This window comes from Candidatus Methanomethylophilus sp. 1R26 (genome assembly GCF_001481295.1).
In the GTDB taxonomy this organism is placed as follows: Archaea; Thermoplasmatota; Thermoplasmata; order Methanomassiliicoccales; family Methanomethylophilaceae; genus Methanomethylophilus.
Window position 1 is genome coordinate 1 of record NZ_LOPS01000030.1, and the last position, 12,446, is coordinate 12,446.

Consider the following 12,446-nt stretch of genomic DNA (forward strand, 5'->3'; position numbering starts at 1 on the left):
CCGGATCCGGATTCCAGGTCCGGGCGGGATAAAAAGGGAGCCCCGGCAGGGGCCCCCGAGGGAATGACCCAGAAGAGGTTTTTCAGGGAAGGACGACGGTGCCGATGACCCTGAGCTTCCCGCCCTCGAGGTACATGACGACGGCAGTGTCGCCCGGCTTGTGGATGATCTTCCCGTCGAAGGTCATCTTCACATCGGAGTCCCTTCCGGAGGCGGATTCGATCATGGCGGGGACCATCTGCATCCAGTGGCCCACGTGGACCATCATCCCCTCCTTCAGGTCTCCGCGGTAGAACCTGTTGTAGGCGACCTTCGCGTTCAGCTCCTGGGTCATCTTGATCGAGGGGTCGGTGGAGACGACGAATCCCCTGTCGAGCTCCTCGCTCTCGATGCCCTTGAGCGCCAGCCCGACATGGTCCCCCTTCTCCCCGTCCTGGCAGTCGATGTCGTGCTTCTGGATCGACCTCAGGATGACCTCCTTCCCCAGAGGCCATACCGTCATCTTGTCGTGCACGCGGAACCAGCCGTCGGCGACTGCTCCTATGACCACTGTCCCGACGCCCTTGACGTTGAAGTGGCTGTCCACGGGGCAGGATCCGCAGGTGCCTCCCCGGGCCCCTGCTCTCCGCCTTGGCCATGGCGATGAGCTCCAGCCTCATGGCGGTGGGGTCCTCCTCCTTGAACTCGTAGCCTTCGAGGGAGGTGCCGGCGATGAGCGGTTTCACCTGCTCCGGCTGGATGTAGTTCCTGAGGACGATCCATCCGCGGGTCCTTCTGAGGGAGTCGGCCATGACGATGGTCTCGCCTAGGAAGGAATCGATCTTGTCGACGGTGAGGATGACGAACTCCCCGATCTGGGCCGCGTAGAACAGCGAGGACAGCTTCTCCGGGTACTTGGTCGGCTCGATGAGGGTTATGGAGTCCTTCCCCTCCTTGACCTCGTAGAAGGTCATGTCGGAGACGGTCCCTTTCTTCCCGATCTCGGCGGCCAGCCCCGGCGCCCCGAGGGCGGCGATGTTGAGGTTGGCCATCAGAGGTCCCCGGCCCTCAGCACCCTGAGCCCGGCCCTGCCGAGAACCTCGGCGGAGCGGACGGGGTCATCGGTCTTCATGAGCAGGGCGGGGCCCTGCTTCCCGACGAACGCGTACCCGTACTCGATGTTGATCCCCGCCTTGCCGAGGGCGTTGGTGGACTCGTACATGGACCCGGGGTCGTCGTTGATGGCGACGCCGATGATCTGGGTCTTCTTCACTACGATGCCGGCGGCCTTCAGCTTGGCGATGGCGCCGTCAGGGTCCTCCACGATGGCGCGGAGGATCCCGAACTCGTTGGACTCGGCGAGGTTGCATGCCTTCATGCTGATGCCGCACTCGCCGAGGGTCCGGGAGACCTTGGCCAGGGCCCCGGGCTCGTTGCTCACGAATATAGACAGCTGCTCGATAATGTAGTCGCTCATCTCAATACACCCTCTTGTCAATGACTCTCTTGGCCTTGCCGTCGAACCTGGGGAGCTCCCCCGGGGCCTTAAGCTCCACTTCGACGGCGATGTTCAGGTACCTCTTCAGTTCGGATTCCACATGGGCGCGGATGGAGTTCATCCTCGCCATGTTGTCGGTGAAGGCCTCGGGCTTCAGCTCCACCTGCACCACCATGCGGTCGAGGTCGCCCTCCCTGGTGACCACGATCATGTACTGATCGCCGATCTCCGGTATGCGCATGAGGGCGTACTCGACCTGGGACGGGAAGACATTGATCCCGCGGACGATAAGCATGTCGTCGGTCCTGCCGCAGATCCTCCCGATCCTGGGGGAGGTCCTGCCGCACTCGCACTCCTCCACGTTCAGGGTGGTGACGTCCCTCATCCTGTAGCGGATCATGGGCATGGCCTCCTTCTTCAGCATGGTGATGGCCATCTCCCCTTCGTTGCCGGGCTCCAGGGGCTCCCCGGTGTCGCGGTCGAGGATCTCCACCAGCATGATGTCGCCGCAGATGTGCGCGCCCTTCTGGTACTCGCACTCGGTGAACATGGGGCCGGCCTGCTCGGAGGTCCCGTAGATGTCGTAGCATCTGATGCCCATCTCGTTCTGGAGCTTGGTCCTCATGCTCTCCGACCAGGGCTCGGCGCCGAGGACGGCCTTCTTCAGCTTCATGTCCCTCCTCCAGTCGATGCCCATGGCCCTGGCGGTGGTGCAGAGGTGGGTTAGGTAGGACGGGGTGCAGGCGATGACGGTGACGCCCAGGTCCTGCATCATCTCGATCTGCCTCTGGGTGTTCCCGGTGGATGCGGGCAGCACGGTGGCGCCGACGCGCTCCGCTCCGTAATGGGCGCCCAGGCCGCCGGTGAACAGGCCGTAGCCGTAGGAGATTTGCATGATGTCGTCCGGCCCGATGCCGCAGGAGGTGAACGAGCGGGCGAGCGCTTCCGTCCAGTACTCGAGGTCGTTCCGGGTGTAGGCGACGAGGGTGGGCTTCCCCGAGGTCCCGGAGGACATGTGGTACCTGACGATGTCGTTCTTCGGCACGGAGAACATGCCGTCCGGATAGTTGTCGCGGAGGTCCTGCTTGAACATGAAGGGGAGCTTCCTGACGTCCTCCAGGCTGTTGATGTCCAGCGGGGAGACCCCTGCCTCCTTCATCCTGTCGTGATAGAACTTGTTGTTCGTGTAATGGAAATAGACGTTCTGCTTCAGTTCGCGGTACTGGAGCTTCTGTAGCTCCTCGTACGGCATCGTTTCTATGCGGGGGTTCCAATACATCGTTTCCCTCTGTCTGCCCTCGCAATCCTCTTTTAATAATTATATTATGGCGTGGCGATGGACGGCGGCAGGGAGGCATGGGAGAGGCTGTACGCTTCGAACGGCAGGCAGTGGAGGGGATCGGCTGACATAGGTTTCGTATCGGTCTCCACCGGCGAATCCTTCCTGGAGCTGGGATGCGGGAACGGCAAGACCGCGCGCGCCCTGGCCGACGCCGGGGCAGCTGTCACCGGCGTGGACTTCTCCCCGTCGGCGGTGGCCGAATGCAGGAGGCTTCTGGGGGGCCGCGCCGTCTTCGCCGAGGCGGACGTGAGATCGCTCCCGTTCCCCGACGCTCGTTCGCCAAGCGACGGCCTTCCACGTCCTGGAGCACTTGTCCGATGAGGGCCTCGCCGAAGCGGTCTCCGAGGTCCGCAGGGTGCTCGTCCCCGGAGGTACGCTCTATCTCCGCTGCTTCGCGGAGGGGGACCTGCGCTCGGGCGGGAAGAAGGAGGACATGCGCAACGGGATCGCGTACCGCTATTGGTCCCTTGATGATGTGAAGCGCGCCTTCCCCTCAGATTCCTGGGAGATCGTCTCCGCGGAGCGCATCGATTCCCCGACGCGTTTCGGAGGCGTCCGCCGGCGCTTAGAGTGCGTCATCCGTCGCATAGATTAAAGAGCCCGTCGGGATACGAGTGCGCAGAAGGTGTCCCATGGATATCGACAATTACGCACCGACCAGGAGACCGGGCCCCGCTGTGAAGAACATCATCTGGGGAGCGCTCGCGCTGGGCATCATCTCCGTCATCCTCATGGTCTTCAGCTATGCGGGGGCGGCCGTGTTCGGGGCCCTTGGCCTCTTCCTCGGCGGCTTCGCTATGGCGCGCGCATGAAACGGGTGCAGATCGGGGAGATCGACAAGAAGTTCGTCTACATCGCCGCCGCCGGCCTGGTCCTCTCGGTCATCGGGTTCATGGTGGCTACGCCGGCCTCGTGGGATGATCCCGGATGGTCCTGTACCGCGGGAAGTACGACCTCAGGGGGCTGGCGTCCATCTCCCCCGAGATGGAGGAGGACCTCGACCAGGCGTACGATATATGCATGTCCTACAGGGACAGCTTCCCGTGCGAGATGTGCGGGAAGTGCTGCTGCCAGCCCAACATCATCATCCGCCCTGATGAGGTGGACAGGATCTCCCGGGCGTCCGGGATAGACCTGTACACGTTCATGACCCAGGTCGTCTATCAGACCGCGGACGGGGACATTTTGATGAAGAAAGGCCGGAACGCTCCCTGCAGGTTCCTCGGGAAAGACAGGAAGTGCACCATCTGGGCGGACCGCCCGGAGATCTGCGACGAGTTCCCCTATGCCGTCTCCATGTTCATGAGCAGGGTCTACCTGGCCCTGACGAACGAGGATGCGGACATAATGCAGATGACGGAGTACATGGACGAGTCCTGGCCCTGCACCCGCCATATCAGGGAGACCATCGAAGGGAAGATCGCCGAAGGCCGTAAGGCCCGCGCCGAGCGCATCGCTCAGCGCCGGCGAGACAGGATGAAATCCTTCACTCTGGGTATGTAATTCTCGGGGCGTATTATATGCCCCTCGCCCGGGAGCCTGAGCACCGAGCAGCCCTCTATCTTCGAGGCGATCTCATCGCCTGCGGAGGGCTCCGTCATGATGTCCTCGAGGCCGTGGACCGAGAGCGTCGGGACCTTCAGCGACCTGGCGTCCTTCTCCGCGTCATAGCTGTCGACCGCGTGCATCTGGTACATGAAGCCCTGCGGGTCGGGGGCCTTCATCTCCCTGATCTTCCTACCCTCCCTCTCGGCCTTCTCGAAGAAAGATGGCGTGTGCAGGAGGACGTTCAGCACCCTGCCGACGGTGGCGGCGTCGACATCCCCGCGCGCATACCCAGATGCGAGGTAATCGAGGATGTAGGCCGCGCGGGCGGGGCGGTGCAGGTAACATGAGACCAGGGTGAGGGTGGAGAAGCGGGCAGGGTTCCCGGCGGCCGCCCTCAGCGCGATATGGGACCCCATCGACCATCCGAGGATATCGGCGCGGCCTATGCCGGCACCGTCCATGACGGAGACCACATCGTCCGCCATATCGGCGACCGAGAACCTACCGGAATAAGAGGTGGACCCGGCGCCGCGGTTATCGAGGGTGACGACCTCGAAGGAGTCCTTCAGGAGGGGGACGGTCCTGGCCCAGAAGCCGGTATCCCCGGCCAGGCCGGTGACCAGTATCAGGGGCCGGCCCGACCCCTCGGTCTCGTAATGTATCCTGGCGTTCCTGCTTTCAGCGTAAGGCACGGTGCAGGTATCGGCCGGCCGGGTTAAGCGTTTTCCATCGCCGCCGCCTTCATGCCAGTTCCAGGAGCACCTCCAGGTCGCCGTACGGGGTTCCGTATGCATGGCTGTAGGATGCGACGGCTTCTCTGCGAGTCCCCCGACCGACGATTCTGCGTCCCTACAGGATACAGTGAGGCGATACCTCCCTGGGTCCCCGTACATCTTCCCGGCCAGCTCTTCCAGGTACTTCTCGGCCGTGCCGTCCTCCAGGATCAGGGAGGCGGCGGTATAGGCGGCGACCTCCTCCACCCGGGGGACGTCGATGTACCCGAAATCTGTTCCCCGTACTCTTCCGGTGAAGACCGTGTCCGCGAACTCGGACGGGTCCCCCGGGCCGGCCGGCTCATCCTGGGACATGCATCCCGACAGCGCCGAGGCGGCGATTCCGATGAAGGCGATGAAGAACATGGCGTCCGCCACGCCCGTGAAGCCGCGGCGGTCCTTCAGAACCATATGAATGCCTCGTAGACCGCCGGGACTATCTCCTTCTCGGACGGGCAGACCCTGAGCACCTCCCTGCTCACGCTCACGTCCCCGCTCTCCCTCCCGAGCTCGAAGCAGGTCCCGTCCGGGCCGTCGATCCTGACGCCGTTCCATCCGCCGCGCTCCATCTGGGTCTCGGCGCATCCGCGGAGCGCCGACGCCGTCATCTCGGGGCTGAGCCCGTCCCCGGGCCAATCGAACGAGGGGCGTTCTCCCGTCCCCTCCTCGGCGTCCATCTCGGCCGCGCAGAACGCCGCGAACGCCGTCATCACCAGGCATACCGCGGCCGCGGAGGCCACGGCCTCCATGAACCCGATATCCCCCTTCCTGTCGCCTATCATGGGAACCCCCTCGCTTTCCGGGGGCATTAAGAGAGGGGGTGGCAGTCAGCGGAACATCATTCGGTGCCGCGGAGGTACGCGCCGTAGTTGATGCCGCCGCAGATCCCTGCAAGGTCCTTCTTGGCGGGGACGTCGTCCTCGGCGAACGCCTTGGCCACGGCGGCCGCGATCCTCTCGGGGCGCTTCCTCACGTCAATGCCGGCGGAATCGATCCCGAAGGAGCCCAGCTGCCTCAGGTAGGGCAGGAGCATGAGGTCAGAGGAGTTGAGGATGCGGGCGGTGCCGTAGGGGTCGCGGTAGACCGGGAAGCGGTACCCCTTCTCGTCCTCCAGGACGCCGGTCCTGAGGCCGGGGTCCCGGGTGCACATGAGCTCCGTCCTCCCGAACACCATGACCTCGAGCCTTCCCGGGAAGTGCTTGGCGATCTCCTCGATCTCGCGGTCCGCCAGCTCCGTCGAGAGGGTGGTCTGCCAGAACGGCATCCTGACGTGCGCGTTGAATACGTTCATGAAATAGCTCGCGTACACGCGGTCCTCGGTCCCGAACACCTGCCCGGGGGTGTTGGCCATGTAGGGGCCATCATGCGGCATCCATGCCGGGTCGAACCTGGGCGCCATCTCGACGCACTCGATCCCCTCCCCGGCGCAGATGCCCTTCGCCTCATCGAGGGACTGAGGATTATCGTAGTAGATTCTGTCCGCGTAAGGGAGGACCGCGTTCAGGTTCCTCACGGAGCTGACGTAGAAGGACATCTCGGGAAGCTCCCTCTTGGCCCTCTCGATCTCCCTGCAGGGGACATGGGCCCGGCGTCTCTCGGTGCTCCCCGAGAGCTTCGGCGCCTCCCCTATCATGTTCTTCACTTCATCTATCCTGGGATCGTACGTCCTGTAGACGTCGTATGTCCCGTCCGGGAGGGCGAAGGGGGAGGCGGCGCGGCCGACGGAGGTAAGCTTGAACCCGCCGATCTTCTCGTCGCCGTCGTAGATGGAGATGCCGTCGCGGACGTTCACCGGGTACCTGAGCTCGCCCGTGCTGAACTTCCTGCCTTTGAACGATGCCTTCCCGAGGTAGAACCCGCGGTTGTCGGCGTACTCCTGCTGCACGGGCGAGACGACCCCTCCGAGGTAGCCGTCGCAGTACCCGCGGTTGAAGACGGTCTTCAGGAGCTCGTCGTCCTCCTTCCATTCCTCGTACGGGATCCCCCTGTTGGCAGACGAATAGACCCTGGCGGAGAGGTAGGCGTACGCCTGGCTCCTCATCCTCCCCTCGATCTTCGCCGAGGTGATCCCTATCGATTCCAGCTTCTTCAGCCATTCAACGCCGTAGAGGTCGGCGCTGCTCAGGCGGTAGGAGGCCTTCCCGTCCATGGCGTACTTCTTCCTGCAGGGCTGGGCGCACTGGCCCCGGTTCCCGCTGCGGCCGCCGACGAGGGAGGAGAAGAGGCACCCTCCGGAGAGGCAGTAGCACAGCGCCCCCTGCACGAAGACCTCGGTCTCCACCGGCGAGTCCCTGACGATGTCCTTGAGCTCCTCGAAGGTCAGCTCCCTGTTGAGCACGGCCCTCGACAGCCCGTTCTCGGCGCACCACTGCAGGCCCCGGCGGGAGCAGATCCCCATCTGGGTCGAGGCATGCTTCGGGATGTCCACGGAATGCAGGGCCCTGAGGAGGCCCAGGTCCTGCAGGAGCACCCCGTCTGCGCCGATGTCCGCGAGGAATCTCACGAAAGAGACCGCATCATCCATCTCCGAGTCCTTGATGAGGGTGTTGACGGTGACGTAGACCTTCACCCCGCGGTCGTGGCAATAGCCGACCGCTCCCTCGATCTGCCCGTCGGTGAAGTTCGATGAGAACGCGCGGGCACCGAACGACTTCCCTCCCAGATAGACGGCGTCGCATCCGCCCATGACAGCGGCGGCGAGCCCCTCGGGCGAACCTGCGGGCGATAGGATCTCCATGCCCATCCCCACTGCGGGCGTTTATAAAAGAATGCGGGTGCCCCGCTGACTGCCCTGTTCCCCCTGTTATATCCGCGCCCCCTGTCGTTCCCGCCATGAACGCGATGAAAGGACGGCATCCTCCCGTACGCGATGCGAAGGCGCGGCCTTACGGGAGAGGGAGGAAAGCGGAGCAGACGGCGGGCACGGCATCTTACGACCCGTGCGGGATACTGAGGGTCCACTGCAGGGGGTGCGACCAGGTCCCCGATGCCGGGTCGCCGGCATGCATCAGGTGCATAACGGCGGCCATCTCGTCGGAGGGGGCGGCCGAGAGGATATGGCTGGAAGGCGGGAAGGACACCGAGATCCACGGGCCGGCGGCCGAGATACTCTGCGATCTGGCACAGATAAGGACGGTGCTCCGTCCCTCCGACGGGAGGAGGTGTTCCTCCTGCGGCCGCTCGCCGGAGAGGGTGATCGGCGACGCATGGGCGGATTTTCCAGATCCGTCGTTCGCATCGGCCTGCGACAGGCTGTACAGCCTCCGCGACGATTCCCCCGAGTGCACCGCGTGCCTGCAGAGGACCCGCGCCGCCTTGATGATGGCCGACGACGGCATGGCCAGGGTGCGCGAGAAGGCCGCGAGGATAGCGTCCCGCAGGAGGGATGCGCTGTGATCCCCTGGTTCGCGGACAGCAGGGGCCGGGGGCGTTCCGCACCGGACAGCGATATGCCGGGCATCAGGGCGGCGCCATCCATGCAGCCGGCCGGCCGCCGCGCCCCATCGGTCATATCGAGGAGCACCTTCATGGAGGACTACCGCAGGATAATCTCGGGGAATGTCCTCAGCAAGCCCTCCTACGCCGACTGCTGGCTCGTCGGGAGCATCGGGGAGCTGGAGAGGTCTGCCGAGTACGATACGCCCAGCGGGCACGTCGTCGTCGGCACGGCTGCGACGGGGAGATGGAGTACAACCTGACGCCGTCGGAATATGCCAGCACCGATGCGGCGAACAGGATGATCGAGGAGGCGATATCCAGGTCCGCGCCGAGTTCAGGAAGAGCGGCGGCCGCACTGACAGGATGTACATCGCCGGCATCGCGAGGGACGTCCTCGAGCCGTTCTCCGGCGACGTCCTCCTCTCATGCGGCGGGAACATAGAGGCGATGGAGACCCAGATGGAGAGGATGTGCGACATCGTCTACCGCTATTCGGTCGGTCTCGGGGTGTTCGATATCCTGCTCGCGGACCCGAAGCTCGAGGACATCTACATCGATGCCCCCTGCGATAGGAACAGGATCCACGTCACCATGCGCGGGATAGGGGACGGGAACTCCCATGTGCGCTGCCGCACCAACCTCATCGTCGACCGCAGGGAGGTGGACAACCTCATCAACGTGCTCAAGAGGGAATCGGGGCTCCCGTTCTGCGAATCGTCGCCGGTGCTGGAGACGGATATGAAAGCGCAGGAGGCGAGGGCCACGGTGGTGGGGTACCCCATGAGCCCCAACGGCGATGCCGTGGCCATAAGGAAGCATTCCTCCGACCCGTGGACGCTCACCCGCCTGATCTCCAACGGCACCATGGACGCCGCGACTGCCGGGCTCCTGTCGTTCCTCATACAGAACCGCGCGACCTTCATGATCTGCGGCGCGAGGGGGGCCGGGAAGAGCTCCCTGCTCTCGGCCCTGATGTTCGAGTTCCCATTGTCCCAGAGGATCCTCACCATCGAGGACACCATCGAGCTGCCGGGGGAGAAGATGAGGAAGATGGGGTACAAGGTCCAGTCCATGCTGGTGGACGACCGCATGGACGGGGACAGCCTGTCGAGGGCCAACGAGGCCCTGAGGGTCTCCCTGAGGCTCGGCGAGTCCGCCATAGTGCTCGGAGAGGTCAGGGGAGAGGAGGCAAGGACACTGTACCAGAGCATGAGGACAGGCCGCGCCGGGAGCTCGATCCTGGGGACCATCCACGGGGACAGCGCGAGGACCGTGTATGAGAGAGTGGTCCACGACATGGGGATCTCGCCCGAGGCGTTCATGGCAACGGATGTCCTTGTGACGCTGGGGTCCTTCCGCGACAGGAGGACGGGGGCGCAGTCGAGAAGGGTGAGCGAGGTGGCGGCCACCACCGACAGGCCCGGGGAGTTCGCCGAACTGTCGGGCAACCGCCTGGATTTCTCGGTGCCGGTCATGCGCAGGGCGCTGGCATCGTCCGTGGAGACCGAGGAGGAGGCCAGGGACGAGATCAAGGCGAGGTCCATGCTCCGCGGGTACCTGGCGTCCCTGGGAGGGCGCTGGGGGGAGCAGTTCTTCAGCCCGGAATGGATCAGCGCCGCGAACGACCACCTGTCGAGGATGGCCGGAAGGAGCCCCGATGATATCCTCGCATCGTTCCGGAACAAGGTCTTCGCGGAGACCGGGAAGGACCTGGGGGACGGATCATGACCGATGCCGGGGCGGCGTACGCGCGGAATACGGGGAGAATCGCCGGAGAAGGGTGCGGTCGCGGCAGTCTGAATATAAGCCGTCGGTCCGCAGGGAGGACGTCCCGAGGCTCCTCAACGAGGCCCCCGGTGTCATCGGAATCATGTCGACGTCCATATCGGGCGGCGGGTCCCTGGATTCTGCCGTCCGCGCTGTCGCGGAGGGCGGCCCTCCGATCTCCAGAGGAATATTCCGCAGGGTGGCAGACCTAGCCGACACCAGGGTCAGGCCGGATATGCGGGCATCGCTCATATCGGAGCTCTCCCTGCTTCCGGATTCCGCGTCGCCGTACTCCATGGCCGTCCATATGGCGGTCTCGGCATCCGATGCCCGCGCCGAGGAGGAGAAGGAGCGCTCGCTCCGCGATGCCTCCGAGATCGCCCTTACCGGCCTGAAAGAGGCCGGGAAGTCCTTCAGCGCATCTCTGAACGCTCCCTGCATGGCGGTGTTCGCACTCGGCATCATGGTGCCGATGGTCCTCATGTGCATCGTCCCCATGCTGGGCTTCGGGGGCCTGTTCGGTTCCTCGCCGATAGGCATAGGGCAGATAGCGGCCCTGACTCTGGTCATCGTCCCGTCGGCGGTCGCTGCGTGGTGCTGATGATAAGCCGTCGCAACCCGTTCCTCCCGCCCGGGAGCGCGGATGCAGGCCTGAAGAACTACGCTCCGCTCCTGTCGGCCCCGGTACTGGCCGCCGTATGCATGGCGGCCGGGATGGAGGCGGCCGCTGCAGGGTGCATCGGGTGCGCCGCAGGCGGAGCGCTGTCCTTCGCTGCCGTATTCCCAGCGTACATGAGGGAGTCGGCAAGGAAGAGATGCGCTGTCCATCTGGAGGATGCGGTGTTCGATGCCGGCAACCGCCTGCTCTCCGGAGAGACCTTCGAGAACGCCGCCATCGGCGCCATCGCTTCGAGAGAGGGATGCGCGGGGATAGCCGAGCCCCTCAGGAGGGAGTTCGCCGTATGCCGCGGCGATGAGGAGGGTGCTGTCGCGAGGGCTCTCTCGCCTGTATCGGCGACCGTCAGCGATGCGTTCTGCGCCGTATGCCGTGCGGCGTCGAAGGACCTCAGGGACGCCGGGAAACTGGCGGTATCCATCGGGAGGCAGATGAAGGACCAGAGATCGGTCAGGAACGGCATCCGCGCCGAACTCAGGAGCATGACGGACACCATGTCCGCCACTGCCGCCTTCTTCGCGCCGATGGTTCTGGGTCTTTCCGTCTCGATGCTCGGGCCGGTGTCCGGAATGGCCGGCACCGATATGTCCGGGACATCGTCGGTCCTCGTCGCATACCTTGCCGAGCTGTGCGTGCTGATCTCGTTCCTCAACTCGTTCCTGGAAGGGGACCCACGTTCCGAGACGGTGGCCCGCAGGATATCCGTTTACCTGTCGGTCTCGGCCGTCGTCTTCCTGCTGTCGGCAAGCATCGCGATCTGATGCGGCGGGATCATCCCGCAGCACCACGGATAAATGAAAAAGCCCGGGGCACCGCCCCGGGAAAATGTTTCTTTCTGTCTTCACTCGCACTTGGTCCATCCGCAGGACTTGCAGATGTTGCAGCCGCCCTGGAATGTGAGCTCGTCGCCGCACTTGGGGCAGGGGTTGAGGACCTTCTTCTTCTCCTTGGGAGGCGCAGGAGGCGCCACCAGGGACGAGGTCTTGATCTGGGTCTTCATCTCCTCATACATGTCGCTCAGGGCCCAGCCGACGGCCATGGGGCAGCAGGAGCCCTTGCTGGTGTCCTTCTTGGTGAAGCTCCTGACGGCGAACGAGGGGCAGGTGCCGCATGATTTGAGCTGGTCCACGATGTCCTCCACCTGGCATCCGCTCCTGGCGGCCAGGGAGATCATCCTCGAGAGCCCGATCATGAAGTTGTTGCATCCGCCGGTGGATCCCTTGTTGAGATAGACCTCCATGAGGTCCCCGCTCTTAGGGTCGAAGAACGCGGTGCAGTGGAGGCTGCCGCAGCCGGTCATGAGCTTCCTCTTCTTCCCGATGACGTTGTCGTCGACGATCCTGATCACGCCGCGGCTCCTCGGAATGTTCTTCTCGACGGCCTCCTCCTTCTTGGCCTCCTGCTCCTTCTTCTTCGCTTCCTTCT

Annotated in this window: 15 protein-coding genes and 1 pseudogene; 9 read left to right on the forward strand and 7 right to left on the reverse strand. The window is 64.3% G+C overall.

The features are described 5' to 3' along the window. Nucleotides 1-82 precede the first annotated feature (82 nt). The 3 genes from AUQ37_RS11260 to AUQ37_RS06140 form a co-directional block, all read right to left on the reverse strand. Nucleotides 83-586: an EF-Tu/IF-2/RF-3 family GTPase gene (locus AUQ37_RS11260; protein ID WP_201013811.1), complete on the reverse strand. Its 504-nt coding sequence runs from the start codon at nucleotides 584-586 to the stop codon at nucleotides 83-85. A 444-nt stretch (nucleotides 587-1,030) separates the two neighbouring features. Then, on the reverse strand, nucleotides 1,031-1,456 hold the full coding sequence (locus tag AUQ37_RS06135; RefSeq protein WP_058747849.1) for an amino acid-binding protein: 426 nt from the start codon (nucleotides 1,454-1,456) through the stop codon (nucleotides 1,031-1,033). Between the two features lies 1 nt (nucleotide 1,457). Next, entirely contained in the window at nucleotides 1,458-2,756 is a 1,299-nt protein-coding gene (locus AUQ37_RS06140; RefSeq protein ID WP_058747850.1) for a phenylacetate--CoA ligase family protein, read from the reverse strand. 57 nt (nucleotides 2,757-2,813) lie between these two features. Between AUQ37_RS06140 and AUQ37_RS11265 the strand changes: the two genes are divergently transcribed. From AUQ37_RS11265 to AUQ37_RS06160, 4 genes are all read left to right on the forward strand, one after another. After that, nucleotides 2,814-3,140: a class I SAM-dependent methyltransferase gene (locus tag AUQ37_RS11265; protein ID WP_058747851.1), complete on the forward strand. Its 327-nt coding sequence runs from the start codon at nucleotides 2,814-2,816 to the stop codon at nucleotides 3,138-3,140. Beyond that, nucleotides 3,130-3,414, forward strand: a complete 285-nt coding sequence (locus AUQ37_RS11270) for a hypothetical protein (RefSeq protein ID WP_058747852.1) — start codon at nucleotides 3,130-3,132, stop codon at nucleotides 3,412-3,414. Before AUQ37_RS11265 ends, AUQ37_RS11270 begins: the two co-directional genes overlap by 11 nt. Nucleotides 3,415-3,451: 37 nt before the next feature. Next, the gene (locus AUQ37_RS06155; protein WP_058747853.1) at nucleotides 3,452-3,631 is read left to right on the forward strand and encodes a hypothetical protein; all 180 of its coding nucleotides are present in this window, start codon (nucleotides 3,452-3,454) and stop codon (nucleotides 3,629-3,631) included. 115 nt (nucleotides 3,632-3,746) lie between these two features. After that, nucleotides 3,747-4,322 carry a YkgJ family cysteine cluster protein gene (locus tag AUQ37_RS06160; protein ID WP_058747854.1) on the forward strand — a complete coding sequence of 192 codons (576 nt, stop codon included), beginning with the start codon at nucleotides 3,747-3,749 and terminating at the stop codon, nucleotides 4,320-4,322. Here AUQ37_RS06160 and AUQ37_RS06165 read toward each other — a convergent pair. Genes AUQ37_RS06165 through AUQ37_RS06175 form a run of 3 tightly spaced genes read right to left on the reverse strand, consistent with a single transcriptional unit; the run spans nucleotide 4,277 to nucleotide 7,877 of the window. Continuing rightward, nucleotides 4,277-5,551, reverse strand: coding sequence for an alpha/beta fold hydrolase (locus AUQ37_RS06165; RefSeq protein WP_058747855.1), 1,275 nt, complete (start codon nucleotides 5,549-5,551; stop codon nucleotides 4,277-4,279). The two genes, AUQ37_RS06160 and AUQ37_RS06165, sit on opposite strands and share 46 nt — an antisense overlap. Beyond that, the gene (locus AUQ37_RS10015) at nucleotides 5,542-5,922 is read right to left on the reverse strand and encodes a hypothetical protein (protein ID WP_157844313.1); all 381 of its coding nucleotides are present in this window, start codon (nucleotides 5,920-5,922) and stop codon (nucleotides 5,542-5,544) included. Before AUQ37_RS10015 ends, AUQ37_RS06165 begins: the two co-directional genes overlap by 10 nt. Before the next feature lie 56 nt (nucleotides 5,923-5,978). Then, nucleotides 5,979-7,877 carry a U32 family peptidase gene (locus AUQ37_RS06175; RefSeq protein ID WP_058747857.1) on the reverse strand — a complete coding sequence of 633 codons (1,899 nt, stop codon included), beginning with the start codon at nucleotides 7,875-7,877 and terminating at the stop codon, nucleotides 5,979-5,981. Between the two features lie 95 nt (nucleotides 7,878-7,972). Between AUQ37_RS06175 and AUQ37_RS06180 the strand changes: the two genes are divergently transcribed. From AUQ37_RS06180 to AUQ37_RS11285, 5 genes are all read left to right on the forward strand, one after another. Continuing rightward, entirely contained in the window at nucleotides 7,973-8,536 is a 564-nt protein-coding gene (locus AUQ37_RS06180) for a hypothetical protein (protein WP_235584982.1), read from the forward strand. Beyond that, complete coding sequence (locus AUQ37_RS11275; RefSeq protein WP_201013812.1) at nucleotides 8,533-8,838, forward strand: hypothetical protein; 306 nt, start codon at nucleotides 8,533-8,535, stop codon at nucleotides 8,836-8,838. Before AUQ37_RS06180 ends, AUQ37_RS11275 begins: the two co-directional genes overlap by 4 nt. Nucleotides 8,839-8,941: 103 nt before the next feature. Further along, nucleotides 8,942-10,306 (forward strand): type II/IV secretion system ATPase subunit, encoded by a 1,365-nt coding sequence (locus AUQ37_RS06185; protein ID WP_201013813.1) that lies wholly within the window; start codon nucleotides 8,942-8,944, stop codon nucleotides 10,304-10,306. A gap of 52 nt (nucleotides 10,307-10,358) precedes the next feature. Then, on the forward strand, nucleotides 10,359-10,946 hold the full coding sequence (locus AUQ37_RS11280) for a hypothetical protein (protein WP_201013814.1): 588 nt from the start codon (nucleotides 10,359-10,361) through the stop codon (nucleotides 10,944-10,946). Next, nucleotides 10,937-11,782, forward strand: coding sequence for a hypothetical protein (locus AUQ37_RS11285; RefSeq protein ID WP_201013815.1), 846 nt, complete (start codon nucleotides 10,937-10,939; stop codon nucleotides 11,780-11,782). Before AUQ37_RS11280 ends, AUQ37_RS11285 begins: the two co-directional genes overlap by 10 nt. 80 nt (nucleotides 11,783-11,862) lie before the next feature. Here the strand turns inward: AUQ37_RS11285 and AUQ37_RS06195 are convergent. Beyond that, nucleotides 11,863-12,446 (reverse strand): annotated as a pseudogene (locus AUQ37_RS06195) (ribonucleoside-diphosphate reductase, adenosylcobalamin-dependent); the annotation flags it as partial.

Coding starts and splice junctions, on each gene's coding strand:
- AUQ37_RS06135 (WP_058747849.1), bottom strand. CDS start 1,456: ATGAGCGACTACATTATCGAGCAGCTGTCTATATTCGTGAGCAACGAG.
- AUQ37_RS06140 (WP_058747850.1), bottom strand. CDS start 2,756: ATGTATTGGAACCCCCGCATAGAAACGATGCCGTACGAGGAGCTACAG.
- AUQ37_RS11265 (WP_058747851.1), top strand. CDS start 2,814: ATGGACGGCGGCAGGGAGGCATGGGAGAGGCTGTACGCTTCGAACGGC.
- AUQ37_RS06155 (WP_058747853.1), top strand. CDS start 3,452: ATGGATATCGACAATTACGCACCGACCAGGAGACCGGGCCCCGCTGTG.
- AUQ37_RS06160 (WP_058747854.1), top strand. CDS start 3,747: ATGGTCCTGTACCGCGGGAAGTACGACCTCAGGGGGCTGGCGTCCATC.
- AUQ37_RS06165 (WP_058747855.1), bottom strand. CDS start 5,551: ATGGTTCTGAAGGACCGCCGCGGCTTCACGGGCGTGGCGGACGCCATG.
- AUQ37_RS10015 (WP_157844313.1), bottom strand. CDS start 5,922: ATGATAGGCGACAGGAAGGGGGATATCGGGTTCATGGAGGCCGTGGCC.
- AUQ37_RS06175 (WP_058747857.1), bottom strand. CDS start 7,877: ATGGAGATCCTATCGCCCGCAGGTTCGCCCGAGGGGCTCGCCGCCGCT.
- AUQ37_RS06180 (WP_235584982.1), top strand. CDS start 7,973: ATGAACGCGATGAAAGGACGGCATCCTCCCGTACGCGATGCGAAGGCG.
- AUQ37_RS06185 (WP_201013813.1), top strand. CDS start 8,942: ATGTACATCGCCGGCATCGCGAGGGACGTCCTCGAGCCGTTCTCCGGC.